The sequence below is a fragment of the Arthrobacter sp. E70 genome, assembly GCF_058266945.1.
The window spans coordinates 69,266-93,922 of record NZ_JBYQFR010000003.1; the positions used below are offsets into that span (position 1 = coordinate 69,266).

20 protein-coding genes and 2 tRNA genes are annotated in these 24,657 nt (G+C 66.4%); 14 read left to right on the forward strand and 8 right to left on the reverse strand.

Annotation, left to right across the window (positions count from 1 at the left end; genetic code table 11):
• Positions 1–22: 22 nt before the first annotated feature.
• The 4 genes from AC3IMC_RS04230 (at position 23) to AC3IMC_RS04245 (ending at position 4,520) form a co-directional block, all read left to right on the forward strand.
• Entirely contained in the window at positions 23–3,013 is a 2,991-nt protein-coding gene (locus AC3IMC_RS04230; RefSeq protein ID WP_490917178.1) for a UPF0182 family membrane protein, read from the forward strand.
• 131 nt (positions 3,014–3,144) lie between these two features.
• Positions 3,145–3,218 (forward strand) — tRNA-Met (locus tag AC3IMC_RS04235).
• Between the two features lie 156 nt (positions 3,219–3,374).
• Positions 3,375–3,448 (forward strand) — tRNA-Met (locus tag AC3IMC_RS04240).
• 139 nt (positions 3,449–3,587) lie between these two features.
• The gene (locus AC3IMC_RS04245; RefSeq protein ID WP_490917179.1) at positions 3,588–4,520 is read left to right on the forward strand and encodes a cytochrome b/b6 domain-containing protein; all 933 of its coding nucleotides are present in this window, start codon (positions 3,588–3,590) and stop codon (positions 4,518–4,520) included.
• A gap of 9 nt (positions 4,521–4,529) precedes the next feature.
• Here the strand turns inward: AC3IMC_RS04245 and AC3IMC_RS04250 are convergent, their stop codons facing one another.
• From AC3IMC_RS04250 to AC3IMC_RS04260, 3 genes are all read right to left on the reverse strand, one after another.
• Complete coding sequence (locus AC3IMC_RS04250) at positions 4,530–5,960, reverse strand: cryptochrome/photolyase family protein (RefSeq protein ID WP_490917180.1); 1,431 nt, start codon at positions 5,958–5,960, stop codon at positions 4,530–4,532.
• Between the two features lie 134 nt (positions 5,961–6,094).
• Positions 6,095–6,883: a PspA/IM30 family protein gene (locus tag AC3IMC_RS04255; protein ID WP_454485068.1), complete on the reverse strand. Its 789-nt coding sequence runs from the start codon at positions 6,881–6,883 to the stop codon at positions 6,095–6,097.
• A 108-nt stretch (positions 6,884–6,991) separates the two neighbouring features.
• Positions 6,992–9,088 carry a TPM domain-containing protein gene (locus tag AC3IMC_RS04260; RefSeq protein WP_490917181.1) on the reverse strand — a complete coding sequence of 699 codons (2,097 nt, stop codon included), beginning with the start codon at positions 9,086–9,088 and terminating at the stop codon, positions 6,992–6,994.
• A gap of 283 nt (positions 9,089–9,371) precedes the next feature.
• On the opposite strand from AC3IMC_RS04260, the gene AC3IMC_RS04265 reads away from it, so the two are divergent.
• From AC3IMC_RS04265 to AC3IMC_RS04280, 4 genes are all read left to right on the forward strand, one after another.
• Positions 9,372–10,928 carry a trypsin-like peptidase domain-containing protein gene (locus AC3IMC_RS04265; RefSeq protein WP_490917182.1) on the forward strand — a complete coding sequence of 519 codons (1,557 nt, stop codon included), beginning with the start codon at positions 9,372–9,374 and terminating at the stop codon, positions 10,926–10,928.
• Positions 10,929–11,191: 263 nt separating this feature from the next.
• Positions 11,192–11,983 (forward strand): electron transfer flavoprotein subunit beta/FixA family protein, encoded by a 792-nt coding sequence (locus AC3IMC_RS04270; protein ID WP_490917183.1) that lies wholly within the window; start codon positions 11,192–11,194, stop codon positions 11,981–11,983.
• Positions 11,984–11,996: 13 nt separating this feature from the next.
• Positions 11,997–12,950: an electron transfer flavoprotein subunit alpha/FixB family protein gene (locus tag AC3IMC_RS04275; RefSeq protein ID WP_490917184.1), complete on the forward strand. Its 954-nt coding sequence runs from the start codon at positions 11,997–11,999 to the stop codon at positions 12,948–12,950.
• A gap of 4 nt (positions 12,951–12,954) precedes the next feature.
• On the forward strand, positions 12,955–13,734 hold the full coding sequence (locus tag AC3IMC_RS04280) for a PIG-L deacetylase family protein (RefSeq protein WP_490917185.1): 780 nt from the start codon (positions 12,955–12,957) through the stop codon (positions 13,732–13,734).
• A 13-nt stretch (positions 13,735–13,747) separates the two neighbouring features.
• Here the strand turns inward: AC3IMC_RS04280 and AC3IMC_RS04285 are convergent, their stop codons facing one another.
• From AC3IMC_RS04285 to AC3IMC_RS04300, 4 genes are all read right to left on the reverse strand, one after another.
• On the reverse strand, positions 13,748–14,626 hold the full coding sequence (locus tag AC3IMC_RS04285; protein ID WP_490917186.1) for an anti-sigma factor: 879 nt from the start codon (positions 14,624–14,626) through the stop codon (positions 13,748–13,750).
• Positions 14,627–14,636: 10 nt separating this feature from the next.
• Entirely contained in the window at positions 14,637–15,245 is a 609-nt protein-coding gene (gene sigK / locus AC3IMC_RS04290) for an ECF RNA polymerase sigma factor SigK (protein ID WP_490917187.1), read from the reverse strand.
• A 198-nt stretch (positions 15,246–15,443) separates the two neighbouring features.
• Positions 15,444–15,911, reverse strand: coding sequence for a tRNA (cytidine(34)-2'-O)-methyltransferase (locus tag AC3IMC_RS04295; RefSeq protein WP_490917188.1), 468 nt, complete (start codon positions 15,909–15,911; stop codon positions 15,444–15,446).
• A 21-nt stretch (positions 15,912–15,932) separates the two neighbouring features.
• Positions 15,933–16,883 (reverse strand): J domain-containing protein, encoded by a 951-nt coding sequence (locus tag AC3IMC_RS04300; RefSeq protein ID WP_490917189.1) that lies wholly within the window; start codon positions 16,881–16,883, stop codon positions 15,933–15,935.
• A gap of 193 nt (positions 16,884–17,076) precedes the next feature.
• On the opposite strand from AC3IMC_RS04300, the gene AC3IMC_RS04305 reads away from it, so the two are divergent.
• On the forward strand, positions 17,077–17,766 hold the full coding sequence (locus AC3IMC_RS04305; RefSeq protein ID WP_490917190.1) for a hypothetical protein: 690 nt from the start codon (positions 17,077–17,079) through the stop codon (positions 17,764–17,766).
• A gap of 101 nt (positions 17,767–17,867) precedes the next feature.
• On the opposite strand, the gene AC3IMC_RS04310 is transcribed toward AC3IMC_RS04305, so the two are convergent.
• The gene (locus AC3IMC_RS04310; protein WP_490917191.1) at positions 17,868–18,287 is read right to left on the reverse strand and encodes a hypothetical protein; all 420 of its coding nucleotides are present in this window, start codon (positions 18,285–18,287) and stop codon (positions 17,868–17,870) included.
• 87 nt (positions 18,288–18,374) lie between these two features.
• On the opposite strand from AC3IMC_RS04310, the gene AC3IMC_RS04315 reads away from it, so the two are divergent.
• The 5 genes from AC3IMC_RS04315 to AC3IMC_RS04335 all read left to right on the forward strand — a co-directional run bounded on the left by AC3IMC_RS04315 (position 18,375) and on the right by AC3IMC_RS04335 (position 24,656).
• A complete protein-coding gene (locus AC3IMC_RS04315; protein WP_490917192.1) occupies positions 18,375–19,049 on the forward strand; it encodes a helix-turn-helix transcriptional regulator in 675 nt (224 codons plus the stop codon).
• A gap of 9 nt (positions 19,050–19,058) precedes the next feature.
• Positions 19,059–20,288, forward strand: a complete 1,230-nt coding sequence (locus AC3IMC_RS04320) for a cysteine desulfurase family protein (RefSeq protein ID WP_490917193.1) — start codon at positions 19,059–19,061, stop codon at positions 20,286–20,288.
• Positions 20,289–20,417: 129 nt separating this feature from the next.
• On the forward strand, positions 20,418–21,551 hold the full coding sequence (gene mnmA, locus AC3IMC_RS04325; protein WP_490917194.1) for a tRNA 2-thiouridine(34) synthase MnmA: 1,134 nt from the start codon (positions 20,418–20,420) through the stop codon (positions 21,549–21,551).
• A gap of 251 nt (positions 21,552–21,802) precedes the next feature.
• The gene (locus tag AC3IMC_RS04330) at positions 21,803–23,437 is read left to right on the forward strand and encodes an ABC transporter substrate-binding protein (RefSeq protein WP_221386662.1); all 1,635 of its coding nucleotides are present in this window, start codon (positions 21,803–21,805) and stop codon (positions 23,435–23,437) included.
• 127 nt (positions 23,438–23,564) lie between these two features.
• Positions 23,565–24,656 (forward strand): ABC transporter permease, encoded by a 1,092-nt coding sequence (locus AC3IMC_RS04335; RefSeq protein ID WP_221386663.1) that lies wholly within the window; start codon positions 23,565–23,567, stop codon positions 24,654–24,656.
• Position 24,657: the final 1 nt, after the last annotated feature.

The following is a 24,657-nucleotide window of genomic DNA, read 5'->3' on the forward strand; positions in this document are numbered from 1 at the left end:
GACCAGCTATGAGGTACCCAGTTTGTCCCGTCCCGCCAGCACCACGTCCACCGGCAGACCCCCTTCCCGGCGCGGCGCGCTGACCCCCACCCTTATTGTTGTTGCCCTGGTGGTTGTGGGCTTCATCTTCTTCGCCAATGTCTGGACCGACGTCCTCTGGTACCGGCAGTTGGGCTTCATCGAGGTGTTCCTCACGGAAAACCTGGCCAAGATCGCCACTTTCGCTGCCGGCTTCGCAATCATGTTCGCGGCCGTGTTCTTCGCGATCCGCATCGCCTACAACTCCCGGCCCGTCTACGCGCCGGACTCGGAGATCCGGGACAACCTCAACCGCTACCAGGCGCAGCTTGAGCCGGTCCGCCGCGTGGTGATGGTAGGCCTTCCCATCCTCTTTGGCCTGTTCGCCGGCAGCGCCGCAGCCAGCCAGTGGCAGAAGGTGCTGCTGTTCTTCAACCAGGTGGGCTTCAACCAGACGGACCCGCAGTTCAACCTGGACATCAGCTTCTACCTGATGACGCTGCCGTTCCTGGGCTTTGTGACCGGTTTCCTGATCAGCGTGGTGGTCATCGCCGGCATCGCGGGCCTCCTGACGCACTACCTCTACGGCAGCATCCGCCTGATGGAGCGCGGCGTGTTCACCAGCCGCGCCGCACAGATCCATATCGCCGTTACCGGCGCTGCGTTCCTGGTGCTCCTGGGGGTGAACTTCTGGCTTGACCGCTACTCCTCGGTGCAAAGCAACGGCGGCCGATGGGCAGGTGCCCTCTACACGGATGTCAACGCCGTCATCCCCACCAAGGCCATCCTCGCCGTGGCCGCCGTGCTGGTCGCCATCCTGTTCATCGTTGCCGCTGTGATCGGACGCTGGCGCCTGCCGGTGATCGGCACCGCCATGCTGATCATCACGTCCATCCTGGCCGGCGGGGTCTACCCCTGGGTGATCCAGCAGTTCCAGGTCCGCCCGTCGGAAGAGACGCTGGAGAAGGAATTCATCCAGCGCAACATCGACAACACCCGCAGGGCCTACGGCCTGGACGGCATCCAGGAAACCCGGTATGAAGCCACGAACACGGCCAACACGGGCGCCCTCGCACCGGATGCGCAGACGACGGCCAACATCCGGCTCCTCGACCCGAACCTGATCTCCGACGCGTTCGCGCAGCTGGAACAGTACCGCCCGTACTACCAGTTCCCCGAGGCCCTGAACGTCGACCGCTACGAGGTGGACGGGAAGATCCAGGACACCGTGATCGCGGTGCGTGAACTGAACCCGGCCAACGTGGCCAGCAACCAGCAGGGCTGGCTCAACCAGCACGTGGTGTACACGCACGGATACGGTGTCGTGGCCGCCAAGGGCAACAAATTCACGGTGGACGGCAAGCCTGACTTCCTGCAGTCCGGCATCCCCTCCACCGGCGTGCTGGGCAATGACTCCACGTACGAGCCCAGGATCTATTTCGGCGAATCCTCGCCGGAATACTCCATCGTCGGCGCGCCCGAAGGTGCCACGCCGCGGGAACAGGACCGGCCGACGGGCCGTGAAGGCGGCGAAACCCAGTACACCTTCCAGGGCAACGGCGGGCCGAACGTCGGTTCCTTCTTCAACAAGGTCCTCTACTCCATCAAGTTCCAGTCTTCGGACCTGCTGCTCTCGGACGGCGTGAACTCCGCTTCACAGATCCTGTATGACCGCAACCCCCGGGAACGCGTCCAGAAGGTTGCGCCGTACCTTACGGTTGACGGGAATGCCTACCCAGCCGTGGTGGACGGCCGGGTGAAGTGGATCGTGGACGGCTACACCACCAGCCAGTACTACCCGTACTCGCAGCAGAAGCAGCTGTCGGAAGCCACCGCCGACACCCAGACCACCACTGGCAGGGCCGTGGCGCTGCCCAACAGCACAGTTAACTACATCCGCAACTCCGTCAAGGCAACGGTGGACGCCTACGACGGGTCCGTCACCCTGTATGCCTGGGATGACACCGATCCCGTGCTGAAAGCGTGGCAGAAGGTCTTCCCGGCCTCCGTGAAGCCTTACACGGAAATGTCCGGCGCCGTCATGAGCCATGTCCGGTACCCGGAGGACCTGTTCAAGGTCCAGCGCGAGCTGCTGGGCCAGTACCACGTGACTGATCCGCGCAGCTTCTACAAGAACAATGACGCGTGGAGCGTGCCCGCCGACCCCACCGTGAATTCCAACACGGATGTCAAGCAGCCGCCGTTCTACATGTCGCTGCAGATGCCGGACCAGGAGAAGCCTGCGTTCCAGCTGACGTCCTCCTTCATCCCGCAGATTGTGAACGGAAACGCCCGCAACGTCCTCTACGGCTTCCTCGCCGCCGACTCCGACGCCGGGAACCAGGCCGGGGTGAAGGCCGAGGGCTACGGCAAGCTGCGGCTGCTGCAGATCCCGCCGGAAACCCAGGTGCCCGGCCCCGGGCAGGCGCAGAACAAGTTCAACTCCGATCCCACGGTTTCCCAGGCCCTGAACCTGCTGCGGCAAGGTGCCTCGGACGTGCTGAACGGCAACCTGCTCACCCTGCCCGTCGGCGGCGGCATCCTGTACGTCCAGCCGGTGTACCTGAAGTCGACCGGTGAGACCTCGTACCCCACCCTCCAGCGCGTGCTGGTGGCTTTCGGTGACAAGGTGGGCTTCGCGCCCACACTCGATGCCGCGCTGAAGCAGCTCTTCGGCGGCGACTCGGGTGCTTCGGCCGGTGACTCGGCCAACAACGGCCAGACTCCGGCCGGGCCCGCAGCGCCCGCCACTCCCGCTGAAGCGGACGCGAAGGCGCAGCTGAAGGCGGCCCTCGATGAGGCCAACTCTGCCATCCAGGCCGGGCAGTCGGCGCTCGCCGCCGGCGACTTCGCTGCCTATGGCGAGGCCCAGAAGAGGATCGCCGCAGCCCTGCAGAAGGCCATGGACGCTGAGGCCAAGATCCCGGTGACAGCTCCGGAGGCCACCCCTGCACCGTCGGCATCCCCGTCGCCCTCGCCGTCAGCGGGGCAGTAGTCACCCCAGGCAGTTCGACGGCGGCAGCCCGGCCCCCGCGCCCTTTGGGAGCGGGGCCGGGCTGGCGTAACGGACGTCACGCCGCCAGGATTTGGCCCCAGGTTCACCTGCCGGTAAAGTAGTTCTTGCGACGCGGGGTGGAGCAGTTCGGTAGCTCGCTGGGCTCATAACCCAGAGGTCACAGGTTCAAATCCTGTCCCCGCAACTGGGAAAGGCCCGGACATTGGAAACAATGTCCGGGCCTTTTGTTGTGCCGTCTTGCTTCCGATGGAGCACCAGGGCACCCCTTGCTCCCACCCGGAGAGCCCGGGGCGGTGGTGGACGCGGCGGCCGCAAAAATAGGGTAGTGTTGTTCGAGCGACGCGGGGTGGAGCAGTTCGGTAGCTCGCTGGGCTCATAACCCAGAGGTCACAGGTTCAAATCCTGTCCCCGCAACTTATGAAGGCCCCGGCCGGCGATTACGCCGGACGGGGTCTTCTTTTTCCTTGGATGCCAGCAGTTCCTAGTATTCTCTTTCGCAGGGCCTCACAATCTGTGGGCGGCCCGCAGTCATTCCTGAGAGGTATGTTGTTCCATGGCCACATCCACGAAGAAGCCCGGCACCGCGACGGGAAAGCGGAACCGGCTTTACTGGGCGGTTCCCGCCGTCCTCGTGGGGCTCGTGCTGGTGGTGCTGATCGCCAGGCTGCTCGTGGGACTTCCCGCCGTCGCCTCTTTCCTCGCCACCTACCCGGGGCAGTCCGAACTGCCGGAGAATGCTCCGGTCGGGTTCCCCGCGTGGCTGGCCTGGCAGCATTTCCTTAACGCGTTCTTCCTGCTCCTGATCATCCGTACGGGCTGGCAGGTGCGCACCACCACCAAGCCGAGCGGCCACTGGACCCGGAACAACAAGGGCCTCATCCGCACAAAAAACGCGCCTGCAAAAATAACGTTGGAGCTGTGGTTCCACCTCACCCTGGACGCCCTTTGGATATTGAACGGGCTGGTTTTCGCCGTGCTGCTGTTCGCCACCGGGCAATGGACCCGCATCGTCCCCACGAGCTGGGACGTCTTCCCCAATGCGCTGTCGGCCGCCCTCCAATACGCGTCGCTGGACTGGCCCACTGAAGACGGCTGGATCAACTACAACGCGCTGCAGCTCCTGACGTACTTCGCTACCGTCTTCATTGCCGCGCCGCTGGCGTTCATCACAGGCCTCCGGATGTCTTCAGCATGGCCGAAGAAGGCCCCCGGCCTGAACAAGGCGTACCCCATCGAATGGGCCCGCGCCGTACACTTCCCGGTGATGGTCTACTTTGTGGCCTTCATCGTGGTCCACGTCTTCCTCGTCCTGGCCACAGGTGCACTGCGCAACCTGAACCACATGTATGGTGTCCGCGACGACGACACCTGGTTCGGCTTTTGGGTGTTCCTGGCATCCGTGGTGGTGATGGTGGCCGCCTGGTTCCTCGCCCGGCCGATCTTCCTGCGGCCCATTGCCTCGCTCATGGGCAAGGTCAGCCGCTGACCTGCCCCTTCAGTCGTCCTTGAGCTTCTGGTAGGCCTCCAAGGCCCGTTGCCGTGATTCCGGCAGATCCACCAGTGGCTTGGGGTAGCCCTCCGTCTCCGCCGTCCAGGGTTCGTGGACCGCTTTGCCTTCGACGCCGGCAAGCTCCGGGATGAACATGCGCAGGTAGCGGCCGTGGGGGTCGAACTTCCTGCTCTGCGTCACCGGGTTGAAGATGCGGTAGTACGGCGAGGCGTCCGCACCCGACCCCGCCACCCATTGCCAGTTTGCCGGATTGTTGGCCGCGTCGGCGTCCACCAGGGTGTCCCAGAACCATTCCTCGCCGGTACGCCAGTCCATCAGGAGGTTCTTGACCAGGAAGGACGCGGCCGCCATGCGAACCCGGTTGTGCATCCACCCGGTTTGCCAGAGTTGCCGCATGCCTGCGTCCACCAAGGGGTAGCCAGTCTTCCCTTGCTGCCAGGCCTCCAGCTCCTCGTGCTGAGGGGAGGCCCACTGGAACTTGTCGAACGCCGGCCGGAAATTCCGGGTGGCAAGGTCCGGGTTGTGGTACAGCAGGTGCCAGTTGAACTCCCGCCAGCCCAGCTCCGAACGGAAGATTCCGACGTCGGCCGGGACCTTGCGGGGGTGGCGTCGCCGGATTTCGCGCCATACGCGGAAGGGGCTGACCTCGCCGAAGCGCAAATGGGGTGAGAGCCGGCTGGTTCCTTCGACACCCGGGATGTTCCGGCCGGTGCCGTATTCCTCGATGGGACCGTCCAGGAAGTCCGTGAGCCGTTGCGCCGCTCCTTGTTCACCGGGTTCCCAGGTGTCCGCCAAGCCGCCGCTCCAGTCGGGCGAGGCCGGCAGCAGCTTCCAGCCAGCAAGCGCGTCGCTGGCCGGAAGGCCGTGCCCCGAGGCGGCAGGTTCCGGCAGCGCCTCCGGGGCGTCCAGGGGATCACGGACATCCTGCGAGGCGAGGCAGGCCCGCCAAAAAGGGGAGTAGACCTTGTAGTATCCGCCGGCGCCGGTGCGGACCGTCCAGGGTTCGAACAGAAGGTTGGCCTGGAAACTGGAGGCTTCGATTCCGTTCTCCGCGGCCCAGTCCTTGAGGCTGGCATCGATGCTCCGCTCCGGAAGGCCGTACCTGCGGTTCCAGAAAAGGTTGCGGGCATTGGTCTGGGTGGCAATTTCCCGGATGACATCGCCGGCGGGTCCCCGGCGAAGCACCAGGCGCGAGCCTCTTGCTTCCAACCCGGCGGCAAGAGCGACCAGGGAATGGTGCAGCCACCAGCGGGCAGCGGCGCCCAGCGGCCGTACCCCTTCGGACTCCCCGTCGAGAATGTAGACCACGGTGGTGGGATTGCCCAGCCGGGCCGCCTCTGCCAGGGCCGGGTTGTCGTCAAGCCGCAGGTCATCGCGCAGCCAGACCAGGGATGTTCCATCGGAAGAAGCAACCATGCCACCACGGTACACAGTAGGACCGTACACAGTGGGACCGTACACAGTGGGACGGTACACAGTGGGGACATGGCGAAGGGCCGGGACGTTGGTCCCGGCCCTCAGCCGTGCGTCACGGAAGCGTGTCCCGCGGTTCAGAGCTTGTCGAAGTCTGCCTCGTCCACGGTTGAGCCAGCCGCTGCGGGGCTGCCCGCACCGAGGGCCGGCTTGGCGCCCCCGGACTTCAAGGCGGCCAGGCGGGCTTCGATCTCCGTCTGCTCACCCAGGTCCTCCAGCTGGTTGAACTGCGCGTCCAGGCTGGATGCGGCGAGTTCCTGCTGTCCGCGGACCTTTGCCTCTTCGCGGCGGATCTTCTCCTCGAAACGGCCCACCTCGCTGGTGGGGTCCATGATGTCAATGCTCTTGATGGCGTCGTGGACCTGGGACTGTGCAGCAGCCGTCTTGGACCGGGCCACCAGTTCGTTGCGCTTGCTGGTCAGCTGGTTGAGCTTGTTCTTCATCTGCTCAAGGCCGGTCTTCAGCTTGTCCACGACTTCGCGCTGCGAAGCGATGCTCGGTTCCGCACCCTTGGCTTCGTTCTCGGCAGCAATCTGCCGCTGCAGGGCCACCTTGGCAAGGTTGTCGAACTTCTCGGCGTCGGCAACATCGCCGGCGGACCGGAACTCATCGGCCTTGCGGGACGCTGCGAGGGCCTTGTTTCCCCAGTCCCGCGCGTTCTTGACGTCCTCGTTGTAGTCGTCTTCCAGCATGCGGAGGTTGCCGATGGTCTGCGCGACGGCGGACTCGGCCTCAGCGATGTTGTTGGTGTAGTCGCGGACCATCTGGTCCAGCATCTTCTGCGGATCCTCGGCGTTGTCCAGCAAGGAGTTGATGTTCGCCTTCGCCAGCTGCGCGATCCGGCCGAAAATGGACTGCTTAACCATGGTGTTTGCCTTTCGTCCTGCTCTGTGTTGACCACTGGGAACCGGTGCACAGTGGTGTACTGCTTCTGTCCGCGCGCCGGGATCTTCCGGCGCGCGGTGGATCATCTTCTAGAAACTGCCGGAGTCGCCGCCGCCAAAGTCGCCGCCGCCGAAGCCACCGCCGTCGCCGCCCCAGCCGCCGCCACCTCCGCCGTCGCCCCAGCCGCCGCCACCTCCGCCGTCGCCCCAGCCGCCTCCGCCGCCCCAGCCGCCTCCGCCGCCCCAGCCGCCGTGGCCGCCGTTGAGGATGGAGTTGATCAGGATGCCACCGAGTATGGCGCCGCCCAGGCCGCCGCCTCCGCCGCCGCCGAACATGCCGCCCCGGCCGTAGCCCTGGTTGGCATAGCCATCGAAGTGGTCCACGTCTGCCTGGGCGAGCTGTGCCGCCTGGGCAGCCAGTGCGTGGGCCTGCTGCGCGTAGGTGAGGGCCGTGACGGGATCGGTGCGTGCAATCGAAAGGGCGTAGTCGAGGTTCCGTTGCGATTCAGCCAGCCGTGTCCTTGCCTCCGTCCCCACCCCGCCGCGCCGGGCGGTGATGTAGTCGGAGGTGGCGCTGATCTGGGCCTGCGCGGACATGATCGTCTGCTGCAGGGAAGCCTGTGCACGCCGGGCCTGCTCCTGCTGGTCACGGATGCCGGTGAGCGCCTGGTCCAGCGTCTGGTGGGCGCCTTCCACCCGCTGGAGGGTGGCTATGGGGTCGATCTTTCCGCCCTGGATTTCGGTTTTGACCTGCGCGAGTGCCGCCTCCACGGCTGCCACCGGCCCGGCCAGTTCGGGGTGGGCGCCGGATTGGATCATGGCCTTTGCCTGGGCGAGGTCCTGCGAGGTGTCCACCACGGCCCCCTCGAGGCTGTTGCGCGCCCCGTCAAGGTTGCCGGCAACCTTCGAGATGGCGTCCAGCAGGACGTTCGTCTGGTGCAGGCTCTCTTCGGCAGCACGGACAGCTACCGCGGCCATGCTTCCTTCGCCTTCGCCGAGCTTCTGCTGCGCCGTGGCGGAAGCGTTTTGAACGAAAGCCAGGCGTTCCTTGGCCTGCACGATGTTGTCCGCCACCTGCGCGAGGGCACTGTCGGCGTACTTTGACCGCATCGCCGCCAGGGACTGTTCCGCGCTCGCAATTTTCCCATCCGCCTGCTGGGCCCCGGCGTTGACCGCGGCGAGTGCCTGCGGGGCGTTCTTCTCCAGCTCGCGCAGGGAATCGAAGTCCGCCTTCTGCTCCTGCAGTGAGGCAAGGGCGGCTTCGGAGCGCCGGATGATCTCGCCCAGCCAGGTGCGCTGCTGCTCCTCGGTATCCGGGATGTGGTCATCAAGCTGCTGCTGCAGCTTGAAGGATTCGCTCATGTGCGCTTTCGCGTCGTCGAGTGCCTTGGTGAAATTGCCGACGGCGGAATCGCCATACTGTGCCTGGGCAAAGCCGAGTTCCTGCTCGCTTGACTTGATGGCGTCGTCCGCCTCGATCAGCAGCGAGCCGCTCTTGCGCCGCAGCTCCTCGACGCTGAGTGAGGCCAACGGATCCAGCTCGGCACCCTGCGGGCCGTAGCTGCCGCTGGAGGCCTGGCCGGCGGCAGCCTTCTTCCGCCGGTTGCGGTAGTAGAGGTAGGCGCCGCCGCCAGCGACGACCACGCCGGCGCCAACAAGCACCGCCGCGCCGGCTCCGTCTCCGGAGGACACGGTCCCGCTGCCGCCACCAGCGGCATCACCAACGGCGGAGGCGGTGTCAATGGCGGCCTGGGCGAAGTCGCGCTTCCCGGCACCGAGGTTGGCGGCAATGGCATTCTGCGTAATGTTGGTGCGCTTGGAGTAGATGCTGCTGGCGCTGCTCGGGGAGAAGTAGTACTTGCCCTGGTCAGTGGCGATGGCAAGGATGACGTCGGCGTTGCCCATGCCCTTCGCCTTGGCCACGGCCTGGCCCCACTGGACGGGGTCGCTTGGGTTCTCGAAGGACTTCACGGTGACCACGTAAAGGTTGTACTTGTGGTCCCTCAGGAGCTTCTGGATGGCGTCCTGGACCTCGCCCTTGCGGCTGCCGAGGACGCCGGCGTCGTCAACAATGTTGGTGCCGGAGGGGATGGCCACCGGGTCTTCGGCCCATGCCGCGCCGGCGGGTACCGCCAGCAATCCGGCAAGGCCGATCACGGCGAGGATACGTTTGAACTTTGACCGCATGTGCAACCCTTCAGCACGCCTGACACCGATTCGGGACGAATCAGTCGTCGAATCCAGCAGCGCCCCCACGCTTGGTGTGAAGCCGCAGGTCGCTGTGGCAATTCATCTTGATTCTATGGTGCACCCCACACTCAGTCCATGCGCCCAAATATGCCGCCAGCGAAACGGGAGCCCGCCCGCGGGCCGGTGGGCAGGTACGTTCAGGAAGCTCTCAGCAAACATCCGAACTTGTTCCAGCGGCGCGGTCCATAGTTAATGGCAGACAAGGATGAAAGGAAGTCCCATGACTGAGAATCACACCCCGGGCCCGGTCCCCGAGGGCGACCGCCCGGGCGACCGGAATCCCTGGCCTCAGCACGACCAGCAGCAGCCCGGGGACTACCGGGGGTCGACTCAGCATGTGGATGCAGACGCCCCCGCCGGCCCCCGCCCCGTGTACCCGCAGCGCCAGCCGTTCTACGGCCAGCAGGCTTCCTCCGGCCAGGCCCGGAACCAGGACGGGCAGCCCACGGACGGTTCCCCCACGAACGGTCCGCACATGTATGCCCAGCAAAATTACGGCCCCCAGCCCGGCCACGGGGCCCAGCACGGCAGCGTCGGCCTGGCCCACAACCCGAAGGACGCGCCGCGGCGGAAGGCGACGTTCGGCGTCGGTACCCTGGTGGCCAGCATCCTCGCCGCCGGCCTTGTCGGCGGGGGAGTGGCCACGGTCGGTTCCGGGGAACTGTTCGGAAACGCGGGCTCCAGCACGTCCACCATCGGCAGCAGCAGCCAGCCGGGCACCGTCATCGTCAACAACAAGGACGACATCAACGCCATCACCGCAGCCGCCGTGAAGGCATCCCCGAGTGTCGTCACGATCAGCGCGACGAGCGGCGGCTCCGGGGGCACGGGATCGGGCATCGTCCTGGATGACCAGGGCCACATCCTGACCAACACGCACGTGGTAACCCTTGACGGCCAGACCGCCAACGCGAGCCTCGAAATCCGGACCAGCGACGGCAAGGTCCTGGCTGCCAAGCTCGTGGGCACCGATCCGCTGTCGGACCTCGCCGTCATCAAGGTGGACAACGCCTCCGGGCTCACTCCCGCCACCTTGGGCGACTCCTCCAAGCTCAACGTCGGGGACACCGCGATCGCGATCGGCTCCCCGCTTGGACTCACCGGCACGGTGACGGACGGCATCGTCTCCACCTTGAACCGCACCATCAGTGTGGCTTCCTCGGCCGCGCCCAAGGGCGGCGACGATACCCAGGGCGGCGACCAGGGCTTCCAGTTCGCGCCTCCCGGCGGGGGCCAGAGCCAGCAGAGCGGCAGCGAGGGGTCCATCTCGATCAACGTTATCCAGACCGACGCCGCCATCAACCCCGGCAACTCCGGCGGCGCCCTGGTCAACAGCAAGGGTGAGATCATCGGCGTCAACGTGGCGATTGCTTCCGCAGGATCCAACACCACTTCGTCGCAGAGCGGCAACATCGGCGTTGGCTTCAGTATCCCCATCAACCACGCCAAGCGTGTGGCGCAGGAGCTCATTGACAACGGCAAGGTCTCGCATGGCCAGCTTGGTGTCAGTGTGAAGCCCAAGACGTCCTCCGGCGCTGCCTCCGAATTCTCGGTCGGAGCCGACGTTGCGTCCGTGGACGCAAGCTCGGCGGCGGGCAAGGCCGGCATCAAGGTCGGCGATGTCATCACCAAGTTCAACGACCTCAGCATCGGCGAGCCGAACGAGCTGACGGCAGCCGTCCGGGAGCAGGCTGCCGGAGCCACGGTAAAGATCACCGTGCTGCGCAACGGCAAGGAACAGACGTTCGACGTCACCCTGGGAGCAGCTGCCAGCTGACCGGGAGGCCGTCTGCCGCCGAAAGGCGGCGTACAGCCCAGCCCCCACATGACGACGGCGGCGTCCCACCTGAGCGGGGACGCCGCCGTCGTCATGCCCGCATGGTCGGGCGCCTGACACAGGCGTTAACGGAAGAGGGCGCATGGGTGCGCCGGTATGGTTAGCTAGGGTTTACCCGTTTGCCGGGCATTTACGAGGCCATGACCCACCCGGCTGGCTGTCCACAAGCATGGAAGGCTGCTGTAAATACAGTGGAAGAGACATTGAAGATCGTAGTCCTGGTCAAACATGTACCGGACGCCCAATTCGACCGCCACCTCAACGGCGAGGGTTTCACCACCGACCGCGACGAGAGCATTCTGTCCGAGCTTGACGAGTACGCGCTGGAAGCCGCACTGCAGCTGGCGGAAGCGCGTGGCGGCAGCAAGGCCGGCAACCAGGTCATCGCCTTGAGCATGGGGCCGGCCGGGGCTGTCAACGCCATCAAGAAGTCGCTCCAGATCGGTGCCACCGAGGGTGTGCACCTGACGGACGAGGCACTCGCGGGCTCGGACGCCGCCGCCACCTCCCTCGCCCTCGCCGCCGCCGTGCGGCACCTGGGCGACGTGGACCTGGTCATCACCGGCATGGCGTCCACCGACGGCGAGACCTCCCTGGTGCCGGCGCAGCTGGCAGAGCGGCTCGGCCTGCCCCAGGTCACCTTTGCCTCCTCGCTCGAGGTCGACGGCGGCCGGCTGACGGCAAGGCGCGACGCCGACACGTCCTCCGAAACGGTGGAGGCTACGCTGCCCGCCGTCGTGTCCGTCACCGACCAGATCAATGAACCGCGGTACCCCAACTTCAAGGGCATCATCGCGGCCAAGCGCAAGAGCATCACCACGCTGTCCCTGGCCGACATCGGCGTGGACCCCGCGCAGGTGGGCCTTTCCGGCTCCTGGACCACAGTGACCAACGCCGAGCAGCGGCCGCCGCGGACTGCCGGCACCATCATCACCGACGAAGGCGACGCCGGCATCAAGCTCGTTGACTTCCTGGCCGCCCAGAAGCTGCTCTAAGAGGGAACCCGACATGGCAAAAGTACTTGTATTCATTGACAACCCCGGCGCGTCGCTGAAGAAGAGCAGCCTGGAGCTGCTGACCCTGGCGCGTTCCCTGGGGGAGAGCACGGTGGTGCTCAACGGAGAACTCTCCGACGGCGTCGCGGCGGCTTTCGGCGAGTACGGCGTGGGCACCGTCCTCCGTCCCTCCACCGATGACCTGGACGACTTCCTCGTGGCTCCCAAGGCCGCCTACCTGGCCGCCGCCGCTGAATCCGCCGGCGCGGGCATCATCCTGCTGGACAACTCGCCCGAGGGCAAGGAGATCGCGGCGCGGCTGGGCATCCGCCTGAACGCCGGCGTTATCACGGACGTCGTCGCGGTGGACGCGGACGGCACTGCGCACAAGTCGGTCCTGGCCGGCTCCTACAACACCGCCTGCAAGGCAACCACCGCGGTGTCGGTGCTGACCCTGAAGGCCAACAACGTCACTCCGGAGCCGGCCGCTGCTCCCACCACCCCGGCAACCGCAACCGTTGAGGTTCCCGCCGGAAGCAGCACCGCAGCTGCCCGCATTACCGCGCGGGAGCAGAAGGCTGCCACGGGGCGGCCGGACCTGACGGACGCCCGCATCGTGGTGGCCGGCGGCCGCGGAATGGACGGCGACTTCGGTCCCGTGGAAGAGCTTGCCGATGCCCTCGGTGCTGCCGTGGGTGCCTCCCGTGCAGCCACGGACGCCGGTTGGATCAGCCATGACGCGCAGGTGGGCCAGACCGGCAAGACCGTGTCCCCGCAGCTGTACATCTCTGCCGGCATTTCCGGCGCCATCCAGCAAAAGGCCGGCATGCAGACGTCCAAGGTCATCGTGGCCATCAACAAGGATGCTGAGTCGCCGGTCTTCGAGATCGCAGACTTCGGCATCGTGGGGGACGTCTTCGATGTCCTCCCGCAGGCCGCCGCGGAGATCAAGAAGCGAAAAGGCTGATTCTTTGACTGCCTCCACCACAAAGGCACAGAGCCCGTTCAACCCGGACACGCACCGGGTTGGGCGGGTGCTCTGTTTTGCGGCCCACCCGGACGACATTGACTTCGGCGCAGCGGGCACTATCGCTGCCTGGACGGCGGCCGGGGTCGAGGTGAGCTACTGCATCATGACCGATGGCGACGCCGGCGGCTTCGACCCCGCCCACCGGCCGGACATCATCGCGATGCGCGACGCCGAGCAGCGCCGCGCCGCCGAGCTCGTGGGCGTCTCCGACATCCATTACCTCCACCAGCGCGACGGCTACCTCGAACCCTCGCACGAGGTGATGAAGGGGGTGGTGCGGCTGATCCGCCAGATCCGCCCCGACGTCGTCCTGTCCATGCACCCGGAACGGAACTGGGGCCGGATCCAAAAAAGCCATCCCGACCACCTCGCGGTGGGGGAAGCCGTGACCCGGGCCGTATACCCGGCCCTTGAGAACCCTTTCGCCTACCCGGAACTGGCCGATGCGGGGCTGGCCGCCTACAAGCTGCCGTGGTTGTGGCTGTACGCGGGGCCGGAGGAACGCGAAAACCACTTCGTGGATGTCACTGACCATGTGGAGGCGAAGCTGGAAGCCATCCATGTCCACGTCAGCCAGCACCCGGATGTGGAAGCGATGGAGGCGACGGTGCGGCGCAGCATGCAGGCCAACGCCGCCCGGGCAGGACTGGCCGACGGCCGCAGCGCCGAGGCCTTCCACGTGGTGGCAATCAACGGACCGGGAACCATCGCGGGCTTCTGAGCCACCTGGCCGGTTACGCGCCCAGCGGAGCGGCTGCGACCGTGGGCAGCGTCGGGGCCGAGGACCCGCCGACCGGCTCCACGGTGATCCCCAAGGCTGCGGCGGAGTGGATCCCCTGCACCACGGCCGGCTTGGAGAGCGCCTTTTCGTCCATCAGCCCCTGGGAGACGGGAGCGGACCCGTCCTTGGGGATGAGCCACATCTGGTAAACCTTGCCTGACGGCGGCGCGGGGACGCCGCTCATCTTCACCACGGCGGCGTCATGCGAGGACGAAATCAGGAGGGTGGCCTTGCCTCCGCCCGCGACGTTGACCGAGGCTTCGCGCACGTCGGTGGCCCGGACCACCTGGTTCACGGGATCGTTCTGGTCCGCAAGGTATGCGCCGACGCCCACGCCACCGAGCGCTATGGCTGCCGCGGCGGCCACCCCGGCGAGCCAGCGGCGCGTCCCGCCGGGCCGGCGTCGTTCTTCCCTGCGCTGGCGGGCCTTGGCGAGCTCGTCCGTGGCTTCATCCAGTCCGGCTCCGTGCAGTCCGGCTGCCGGCGGGACGGACGCGGCGGGTGCCGGAGTGCTGCCGCCCGGCTTGTGGTCCTGCGCCGGCAGTTGCGCCGGCAGTTGCGCAACGATCCGGTCAAACAGGTCCGACGGCGGCTCCTCCTCGGCCCGGAAGGTGCGGGCAAGTGTCTCGCGGGCCTGGCGGACCCGATCGAGGAAGGCCCGGCGCTCAGCATCGGGGGCGCTGGCCATGTAGGCGTCGATGGCGCCACGTTCTTCCTCGGTGACGGCGTCCAGGGCGTAGAGTTCGGCGAGGTCGACGGCGCGACCGGATGCGAGGTCCATGGCCACCGTGTCGCCAAAGGAACTCGAGCGGCCGTTATGTCCGTGCTCCATTCCGTTCATCTCAACTCACCCCCAGACAGGTCTTCAATCGGATCAGCCCATCGCGGATGCGGGACTTGATAGTGGGAACGGCCGCATTCAGCCGCTCTGCGACCTCCCGGTAGGTGAGGCCGCCGTAGTAGGCGAGGCGTACGGACTCCTGTTGTGTTTCGGTTAGCGTTTCCAGGCAGCGGACCACGGCTTCGGCTTCGAGCCGGTTGCCAACTTCCTCGGAAACAGTGTCATGGTCAACGTCCTGCGTGCTGGCCCCGTACTTCGCCTCCCTGTCAGTGGAAGACTGCGACGACCTGACCTTGTCCACCGCACGCCGGTGGGAGATGGTCATCAGCCACGAAAGGGCGCTCCCGGACTGGGGATCGAACTTCGCCGCGTTTTGCCACACCTGGAGGAAGACCTCCTGGGTGGTGTCTTCGCTGAGCTCGGGGTCGATCAGGACACGCCGTGCCATACCGAAAACGCGGCGCGAGGTGAGCTGGTAGAACTCGGCAAACGCTGCCTGGTCCCCCCTGGCGATCCGTTCCAGCAGGGCCGACAGCCGTTGGCCGGGGTCGACCCGCGGTTCGGTTACCGCTGCGGCGGACTCGGCATTCGGCGCATTGGGAGTTTCCATTACTCCCAAGCATAAGTCTCCCGGAGGTGGATCATTGGCAGTTCCGGACAGGTGGCGGTACCTGGTGCCGGGACCGCCCTCAAGTAATGTCACCTGCCGCTCCTCGGTCCCGTCGAATGCTTCCACCAGCCATTCGGCGCAGCGGGACGCGGGGATGGGTCCGTGCGGGAAAATTTCCTGGGCTGAAGATTTCCCGGGCTAGAGCCGGGCGCCGGCGAAGCCCTGCTGGCGCCATGCCTCATAAACGGCAATCGAGGCCGCATTGGCAAGGTTCAGCGAGCGCAGTGCCGGCAGCATCGGCAGCCGCACCGTGGCCGTGACATGGGAGTCCACCTTCAGCTCCTCGGGCAAACCGACCGACTCCCTGCCAAACATCAGCACGTCACCGGGCTGGTAGGCAACGTCCGTATAGCTTGTGGTTCCATCCGATGTGAAGGCATAGACGCGCTCAGGCTTGAGGTGGGCCCAGGCGTCCGCGATGGACTTGTGCACAGTGACGACGGCGAGGTCGTGGTAGTCAAGACCGGCCCGGCGCAGCTTGGCATCTGAGAAGTCGAACCCCAGGGGTTCCACGAGGTGCAGTTCGGCGCCGGTGATGGCGGCAAGGCGGATGGCGTTGCCGGTATTGCCGGGGATTTCGGGAGCATGGAACAGGATGCGGAACACCTCCCTATCCTAGCCACCGCCTCAGTGCATGCCGCGCAGCAGCCTTGCCAGGACCGGGACGTTGACTGTATTGGGTGCCGGTCCCGAGGCCAGAAATTCCTTCAGGCCGCGCACCAGGCCGGCTGCGTTGACGATCCGGACGCTCTCAAGCGCGCCGGCCGGCCGCCGGTGGTGGTCGATCACGGGTTCATGGAGGTTGCCCTCCGGGCTGAGCACCACCGTCCATCCGGTGACATTGAGTTCCGGGAAGATGTCCTGCATCGCGCGCACCACCGCGCCCAGCTGCGGGGGCGCCACCGCCCGGCCACCGTGGTTGAGGGTCCGGCCGTCCCAGGCGTAGGCGCCCTTGGGCAGGAGCATCGAGTTCACCAGGGCCAGCCGGTAACCGGACAGCACGGCATGGTCGATGTGACTGTTGTCGGCGGGGGACTGCAGGCCGTTGATGAGGCGGGCGGCCGGGAGGGCCGGCAGGACCTGCCGCGACAACAGCTGGACAGTGCGCAGCTCCCGCTGGATGCGGGCTTCCGCCCCGAAGATTCCCCGCTTGCGCGGCATCCCGTGCACCTGCTGGCGGGCCTGGGTGAAGGGGATCAGGGGAACGCCGGCGGAATCGGCTTCGTCGTATGGCGGGACGTAGACGGCCGGGTCCCCCGCAGTGTTCCTTGCGTTGCCCGGCCGGTGGACCGTGGCGGAGGCCCGGCTCCCGGCGGCAGGGGCATCGAAATGGGCTCCGGCGCCGGATGAAGAGCCGCCTGCGGTACCGGCAGCGTAGGAGCGGTCATAGGCCTTCCGGCGCTGGGGGTCGATCAGCGTCTCGTAGGCGGCGGTCACACGGCGGAAGGTGGCGGCGTCGCCCCCGTGGTCAGGATGTGCCTTCCTGGCAGCACGCCGGTACGCCACCTTGATCTCCTTTTCCGTGGCCGTGACTGCCACGCGCAGGACCTGGTAGTGGGAGCTGCTGCTCTCGGTCAAGCAATCTTCCTTATCCTTGTGCGCATCCGAACGGGGAATCGAAGGTGCCTCGCCCAGTCTAGCCAGCACAGTTCGCCGGCCTGCTGGGACAACGTCTGTCCACGGCCTGCGGGTTCCCGGCGGGGCCGGAGTCTAGACTCTTGATGGCGCGGCCGGGAACCGGCCGGGGGACAGCAGTGGAATGGAGAAGGACATGCCGACGACGGCGGGACCGGCCGGCAGCGGATGGCGCAGGGGAGTGCCGCTCCTGTCAGCGGGCCTTGCAGCGGTGCTGCTGGGCGGTTGCAGCGTGGACGTCCGGGACCCCACCGTGCCCCCCGCGCCGGCAACCACCCCCGCGCTGTCCACGCCCACCATCGCGCCGGGGCATGACGCAGCGGCTGTCGCGGCGCAGGACCTGCCGTTTTCGGCCGGCGGCGTGCTGGCTCCGGGGGTGCCCATAGGAATTGCTGACGAATTGAAGCGTGCGCCGGGATGGAAGCAGGTCAAGGACAATGTTGCCGGCCTTAGCCAGTACCTGAAGTCGGACGGGTGCCTTGTGGCTGCCAGCGCCAATACCGGCCAGGCTCCCTTGGTGCGCGGGGACGACAGGGAATCCACCGTCGCCCTGTACCAATACCTCGACGCCACTATCCAGCCCACGTACCTGAAGACAGCGACGCTGCAGTGGGGCGGAACGGCGGAAGAACCAGGCCGGAGGGTGGAAGTCCTGGCCCTGGAGCAAACGGCACCCGGCGGAAAGTCGACCGCCGTCCTCGCGCGGGTCTTCGGAACCGCCGGATCGTCCATCTATGTTTCGGTGTCCTGCCCGGATGCCGCCTCGTTGCGTGCGGCCCGTGATGACGTCAACCGCTTCCTGCCGGTGCTGCCGCCGTCGGCCTGACAGGCCCCCCGGTTTGTAACGCAGGAACCGCCGGTGGAGGGCTCAGCGGGCCGGCGGTTGCTGGAATTGGGTGGCTTGGTTTTTGGCGGTGCTCCCGGCCCTCAGGCCTTGGCCGCCCCGGGACGGATTGAGAGCCGGTTGAGGGCAAGGGCGCCCACCAGCAGCCCAAAGTCGCGCAGGGCCACATCGTAGAAGCTTCCCAGCAGCAGGAGGTTGATGATGATGCCCGCCAGCCACGCCGCCACCAGCAGCGAGCCGAACTTCGGCCGGACTGCCACGGCGATGCCTGCGATGATCTCCACCACACCGACGACGTACATAAAGGCCTGCGGTGTCAGCGGCACGATGGCCGTGGCCTGCGGCGCCAGGTATACCGTCCAGTCGGTGAGGACGTTCGTGAATTTGTCCAACCCGAACAGGATTGGCGCAACGGTAAAGACAGTGCGCAGCAGCAGGAACGCCTGCCGGGCCGGTTCAGCCGTGGGCACGTGGTGGGCGCGTACTGCGGAAGCTGTTTTCATTGCTGGCTCCTTCTAAAAGTAGGTATGCCAATTTTAGAGACGGGCATGGTCTATAATCAAGAGATCTTGACTTTGGATTGGTGGGCCATGAACCGACGACCGTGGGCGGACCGGATTGCAGCCGTTGCCTCCCTGACCGATGAGAAACGGCTGCAGCTGTTCGAGGTGGTGGCAGCCTCGCCCCAACCCGTGGGCCGTGACGAGGTGGCGGAGGTGGCGGGCCTTCCCCGGAGTACGGTGTCATTCCACTTGGACCGGCTGGTCCAGGACGGGCTCCTGACGGTCGAGTTCCGTAAGCCGCCGGGCAGGGTGGGCCCCGGCTCCGGGCGGCCCGCCAAAATGTACCGGCCGGTGGGGGGAGAGGTCGGGGCCTCCGTTCCCGACCGGAATTACGATCTGGCCGGCGAGCTGATGGCGGACGCGATCGAAACCTCGCTGTCCGGCGGGGGGCCCGTGGCCGCCGCCCTCCAGTCAGTGTCACACCGGAAAGGCCGGGAGATGGCGGAGGCGGCGGGGTCCCTGGAGGATTTCCTGGTGCAGGCAGGCTACCGGCCCCGGCCCGACGGAGATGGCGGCTTCCTGCTTCCCAATTGCCCCTTCCATCGGCTCTCGCAGCAGCACCCGGCGGTGGTGTGCGGCATGAACGGCGCGTTCCTCCGCGGTGCTGCGGCAGGCTGCGGCGACCCTGAAGACCGCGTGGCGGGTGACGACGAGGCCGGCCACTGCTGCGCCAGGATCACCGGCACGGCCCGAACGGCCTAGAATTACAAGGTGCCTGTCTATCTCGACCACGCTGCCACCACCCCGCTTTCCCCGGAAGCGCTGGCCGCCCTGACGCGTGAACTGGCCCGCACCGGCAATCCCTCCTCGCTGCACGGCTCCGGCCGCCGCGCCCGCCGTGCGGTGGAAGACGCGCGGGAGGCTCTTGCCGCCGCCGCCGGCGCCCACCCCTCCGAGGTGATCTTCACGTCCGGCGGAACCGAATCGGACAACCTTGCGGTGAAGGGCCTCTATTGGTCCCGGGTGGCGGAGGATCCCGCCCGGCGCCGCATCCTGTGCTCCGCCGTCGAGCACCATGCCGTGCTGGACACCGTGGAATGGCTGGAACGCCATGAGGGCGCCGAAGTGACCTGGCTGCCCGTGGACGGCGAGGGCGTGCTGGACCTCGACGTCCTCGAAGCTGAACTCTCCCGCGAACCGGGGACCGTGGCGCTGGTTACCGTCATGTGGGCCAACAACGAGGTGGGGACGGTCCAGCCCGTGCATCGGATCGTTGAACTGGCACATGCCGCCGGAGTGCCCGTCCACTCCGACGCCGTCCAGGCGTTCGGCTCGATCCCCGTGGACTTCAAGGACTCCGGCCTCGATGCCATGTCCATCTCGGGGCACAAGATCGGCGGCCCGGTGGGCGTGGGCGCCCTCCTGCTGGGCCGCTCGGTCAAGCTCACGCCCGTGCAGCACGGCGGTGGTCAGGAGCGCGACGTCCGCTCCGGCACGCTGGATACCGCGTCCATCGCGGCCTTTGCTGCCGCTGCGGAGTCCGTGACGGCGGCACTGCCCGCGGAAGCGGCGCGGATTGCCGCCTTGCGCGACCGGCTGATCGACGGCATCAGCGGGAACATCCCTGAGGCGGTCCTGCGGGGCGCGCGCGGCGACGGGCGGCTCCCCGGCAATGCGCACTTCACGTTCCCCGGCTGCGAGGGGGATTCGCTGCTGTTCCTGCTGGACCTGGCCGGCATCGAATCCTCCACCGGGTCCGCCTGCACCGCCGGGGTGCCCCGGCCCTCCCACGTGCTGCTGGCCATGGGCCTGGACGAGGAAACAGCGCGCGGAGCCCAGCGGTTCAGCCTGGGGCACTCATCCACCGAGGCCGACGTCGATGCCTTGCTTGCGGCGCTGCCCGAGGCTTATGCGCGCGCACGCCAGGCAGGCATGGCAGGGCGCGAGTCCTCGATCCAGACTGCGGGAACTGTTGCGCGCCAAGGGTTGCGCGGCTCCTGACCCTCACTGCACGCTGCTTCACTGCCCGATTTGCCTGCAGCCGTAGAATGGATAGGCGAAGATCGTTTCCGCCGCCGGCGTTCCAGCACACGGCCCCGGAAAGCCAGCATCCCCCAACAGAAAGCCAGCATGCGAGTACTTGCAGCCATGAGCGGTGGAGTGGACTCCGCCGTCGCCGCCGCCCGGGCAGTGGAGGCCGGCCATGACGTCGTCGGCGTCCACCTGGCGCTTTCCAGGATGCCCGGCACACTGCGCACCGGAAGCCGCGGTTGCTGCACCATCGAGGATTCCCGCGACGCCTGGCGGGCCTGCGATGTCCTGGGCATCCCATACTACGTCTGGGATTTCTCCGAGCGTTTCAAAGAGGACGTGGTCCAGGACTTCATCGATGAATACGCCGCTGGCCGAACGCCGAACCCGTGCATGCGCTGTAACGAGCGGATCAAGTTCGCCGCCCTGCTGGAGAAAGCCATTGCTCTTGGCTTCGACGCCGTCTGCACCGGCCACTACGCCAAGGTGGTTGAAGACGCCGACGGCAACCGGGAACTGCACCGTGCAGCGGACTGGGCCAAGGACCAGAGCTACGTCCTCGGCGTGCTGACCCACGAGCAGTTGAAGCACTCAATGTTCCCGCTGGCCGATACCCCCTCCAAAGCCGAAGTGCGGGCGGAGGCGGAGAGGCGGGGACTGTCCGTGGCGAACAAGCCGGACAGCCACGACATCTGCTTCATTCCCGACGGCGACACGGCAGGCTGGCTCGCCGAAAAGATCGATATGACAACCGGCGACATTGTTGACGAGACCGGGGCCAAGGTGGGTGAACACCCCGGTGCCAACGCCTTCACCGTGGGCCAGCGGCGCGGGCTCAAGCTGGGAACCCCGGCGGCCGACGGCAAGCCGAGGTTCGTCCTGGAGATCCGCCCGAAGGAAAACAAGGTGGTGGTGGGTCCCGAGGCGCTCCTGGCCATCGACGAGATCCGCGGGATCAAGGTCTCCTGGGCCGGCCTGCCTATCGCTGAGGTGGAAACGGGCGCGCAGTTCGACTGCCATGCCCAGGTCCGCGCCCACGGCGACCCTGTCCCCGCCACTGCCCGGATGGAGGTGCCCACGGACGGTTCGGCGTCGGGCCAGCTCGTGGTCCGGCTGGAAGCCCCGCTGCGGGGAGTGGCACCGGGCCAGACCGTGGTCCTGTACCAGGGCAGCCGGGTCCTGGGCCAGGCAACCATCGACGCCGCACGCTCGCTGCAGCGCGCTGCCCTGTAGGCCGGAAACCTCCCGCAAACCTCCAGCGCCGCCCCGGATGCAACCGGGGCGGCGCTTTGCCGTGCACGCTTCCCGTACGAAGGGCGGGGCGGACACGGACCTGAAATAAATTTTGTGTTTCAACTCACAGAATAGGCCGTCCTGAGGGCTGACTCTCTGATTGAATCTACGCATCAGCACTGCGCGCAGGCAGCCGGGCGAACGCGCCCGCATGCCGGCGCGCGCGTATTCATCGAACAGAAGGCTCACAGATGATCAAGAGCACAACACCCCTGCACCGCGCCATCGCGCTCGCAGGAATATCCGCCCTCGCCCTGACAGCCTGCACCGGGCCCTCTGGCGGCGGCGGAACGTCCACCGGCAGTGCCGGCGGCGGTGCCATCACCTTTGGAACGACGGACAAGGTCGTGACCCTCGACCCCGCCGGATCCTACGACGCAGGCTCCTTCCTGGTAATGAACCAGGTCTACCCCTTCCTGATGAACTCCAAGCCGGGCTCGGCCGAGGCAAGCCCGGACATCGCCGAGTCCGCCTCCTTCACTGCTCCCACTGAGTTCACGGTGAAGCTCAAGCCCAACCTGAAGTTTGCCAACGGCCACGCGCTGACCGCCTCGGACGTGAAGTTCTCCTACGACCGCGTCATGAAGATCAACGACCCCAACGGCCCCGCATCCCTGCTCTCCAACCTGACGTCGGTTGAAGCCAAGGACGACACCACTGTGGTGTTCACCCTCAAGGCAGCCAATGACCAGGTGTTCCCGAGCGTGCTCGGCACCAACACAGGCCCGATCGTTGACGAGGAAGTCTTCCCGGCCGACAAGGTGATGAGCGATGAGGACATCGTCGCCGGCAAGCCGTTCGCCGGCCCCTACACCATCGATTCCTACAAGAAGAACGAACTCGTCAGCCTCAAGTCCAACCCGGACTACAACGGCCTGCTGGGCAAGCCCGCCAACGACAGCGCCGTCATCAAGTACTACGCCGACTCCAACAACCTGAAGCTGGACGTCCAGGGCGGCAACATCGACGTTGCCGGCCGGAGCCTCACGGCCACGGACGCCGCGGACCTTGCCAAAGACTCGAAGGTCAAGGTCTACAAGGGCCCGGGCGGTGAGCTGCGGTACATCGTCTTCAACTTCGACACCATGCCGTTCGGGGCCAAGACCCCGGAGGCGGACCCGGCCAAGGCCCTTGCCGTCCGCCAGGCCATGGCCGATATCGTGGACCGGCAGGCCATCTCCGACCAGGTCTACAAGGGAACCTACGTCCCGGCCTACTCCGTGGTCGCCGACGGGCTCCCGGGGGCCACGCAGCCGATGAAGGAAATGTACGGCGACGGCACCGGCAAGCCCAGCCTGGACAAGGCGAAGAAAGTCCTCAGCGACGCCGGGGTCAGCGGGCCCGTCAACGTAAAACTGCAGTACAACCCGGACCACTACGGCAAGTCCTCCGGTGACGAATACGCCATGATCAAGGAACAGCTGGAGAAGTCCGGGCTGTTCACCGTGGACCTGCAGTCCACCGAATGGGTGACGTACTCCAAGGCACGCACCGCAGACGCCTACCCCGTCTACCAGCTGGGCTGGTTCCCGGACTACTCTGACGCGGACAACTACCTCACGCCCTTCTTCATCCCGGGCAACTTCCTCAAGAACCACTATGAAAACCCGGCAGTGACGGAACTGGTCCAGAAGCAGCTGACCACCCCGGACAAGACTGAGCGCGAGAAGCTGCTTGGCGAGGTACAGTCCGCCGTCGCCAAGGACCTTTCCACGCTGCCGCTGCTCCAGGGCGCGCAGCTGCTGGTTGCCGGATCGGGCGTCAAGGGCGTCGAGAAGACCCTTGATCCGTCGTTCAAGACCCGTCTCGGCGTCCTGTCCAAGTAAGCAGCCACCCCCCATCGGGCTCTGACCGGCCGGAGGCGGGACGCCGTGGAGGCGTCCCGCCTTTTGCCGGTCATCGGCCAGCAACGAGGGGACTGCTGGCTCCCGGTCACCACGAATTCAGGTACCGATGACAACCTTGATTGACGCGCCTCCCAGCGACGCTGACGCGCTCCTACCGTCCAAGAAGAAAGCGGCGGGGGGAGGGCTGGGCCAGTACATCCTGGTCCGCTTCCTGCTGATCTTCCCAACCATCCTCATCCTCGTCACCATGGTGTTCTTCCTCATGCGGATCACCGGTGACCCCATCACCGCAGCCATGGGCGGACGCCTGCCACCTGACCAACTGCAGGAGCGCATCCATGCCGCCGGTTACGACCGGCCGCTCCTGGTGCAGTACTTCGAATACCTGGGCCAACTGGCAACGGGCAACTTCGGCACAACGCTCTCCGACAACCGCCAGGTCACCGAAATGCTGACCACGTACGGAGCGGCCACGCTGGAACTGTCCATCAACGCGCTCATCGTCGCCTTGCTGGTGGGCATTCCGCTGGGCATGGTTGCCGCGCACCGGCGCGACCACCTGCCTGACGCCGTGCTGCGGATCCTGGCGATCCTGTTCTACGCCACCCCGGTCTTCTTCGCCGGCATGCTCCTCAAACTGGTGTTCTCCGTGTGGCTGCACTGGCTCCCGGTGGCCGGCCGGGCAGGAACCAGGACCGAGCTGTCCCTGACCGCGCTGGAGGCGCCCACGGGCATCTACTGGCTGGATGCCCTGCGGAGCGGCAACATGGCAGCGTTCAGCGACGTGATGTCGCACGCGGTCCTTCCCGCCCTTGCGTTGGGCCTGCTGACGGCTGGAATCTTCCTTCGGCTGGTCCGGACCAACGTCATCGGCACCCTTGGCAAGGACTACGTCGAGGCCGGCCGCTCCCGCGGCGTCAGCGAGTTCAGGCTGGTCACCAAGCATGCATACAAGCCGGCGCTGATCCCGATCATCACGGTCATGGGCCTGCAGATCGCTGTGATGCTTGGCGGCGCCGTGCTCACCGAAACCACTTTTGAGTGGAAGGGCCTGGGGTTCCAGCTGGCCAATTACCTCACGGCGCGCGACTTCGTGGCCGTCCAGGGCATCGTGGTGCTGCTGGCCGTCATCGTCGCCGTCACCAACTTCATCGTGGACATCGTTGCCGCGCTGATCGACCCCCGCGTGAGGTACTGAC

Bases quoted from the DNA above. Each gene is read 5' to 3' on its own strand.
- AC3IMC_RS04285 (WP_490917186.1), bottom strand. From the start codon at position 14,626: ATGGAGCACGGACATAACGGCCGCTCGAGTTCCTTTGGCGACACGGTG.
- AC3IMC_RS04260 (WP_490917181.1), bottom strand. From the start codon at position 9,088: ATGCGGTCAAAGTTCAAACGTATCCTCGCCGTGATCGGCCTTGCCGGA.
- AC3IMC_RS04265 (WP_490917182.1), top strand. From the start codon at position 9,372: ATGACTGAGAATCACACCCCGGGCCCGGTCCCCGAGGGCGACCGCCCG.
- sigK (WP_490917187.1), bottom strand. From the start codon at position 15,245: ATGGAAACTCCCAATGCGCCGAATGCCGAGTCCGCCGCAGCGGTAACC.
- mnmA (WP_490917194.1), top strand. From the start codon at position 20,418: ATGCGAGTACTTGCAGCCATGAGCGGTGGAGTGGACTCCGCCGTCGCC.
- AC3IMC_RS04275 (WP_490917184.1), top strand. From the start codon at position 11,997: ATGGCAAAAGTACTTGTATTCATTGACAACCCCGGCGCGTCGCTGAAG.
- AC3IMC_RS04305 (WP_490917190.1), top strand. From the start codon at position 17,077: ATGCCGACGACGGCGGGACCGGCCGGCAGCGGATGGCGCAGGGGAGTG.
- AC3IMC_RS04255 (WP_454485068.1), bottom strand. From the start codon at position 6,883: ATGGTTAAGCAGTCCATTTTCGGCCGGATCGCGCAGCTGGCGAAGGCG.
- AC3IMC_RS04250 (WP_490917180.1), bottom strand. From the start codon at position 5,960: ATGGTTGCTTCTTCCGATGGAACATCCCTGGTCTGGCTGCGCGATGAC.
- AC3IMC_RS04310 (WP_490917191.1), bottom strand. From the start codon at position 18,287: ATGAAAACAGCTTCCGCAGTACGCGCCCACCACGTGCCCACGGCTGAA.
- AC3IMC_RS04315 (WP_490917192.1), top strand. From the start codon at position 18,375: ATGAACCGACGACCGTGGGCGGACCGGATTGCAGCCGTTGCCTCCCTG.
- AC3IMC_RS04335 (WP_221386663.1), top strand. From the start codon at position 23,565: ATGACAACCTTGATTGACGCGCCTCCCAGCGACGCTGACGCGCTCCTA.
- AC3IMC_RS04330 (WP_221386662.1), top strand. From the start codon at position 21,803: ATGATCAAGAGCACAACACCCCTGCACCGCGCCATCGCGCTCGCAGGA.
- AC3IMC_RS04245 (WP_490917179.1), top strand. From the start codon at position 3,588: ATGGCCACATCCACGAAGAAGCCCGGCACCGCGACGGGAAAGCGGAAC.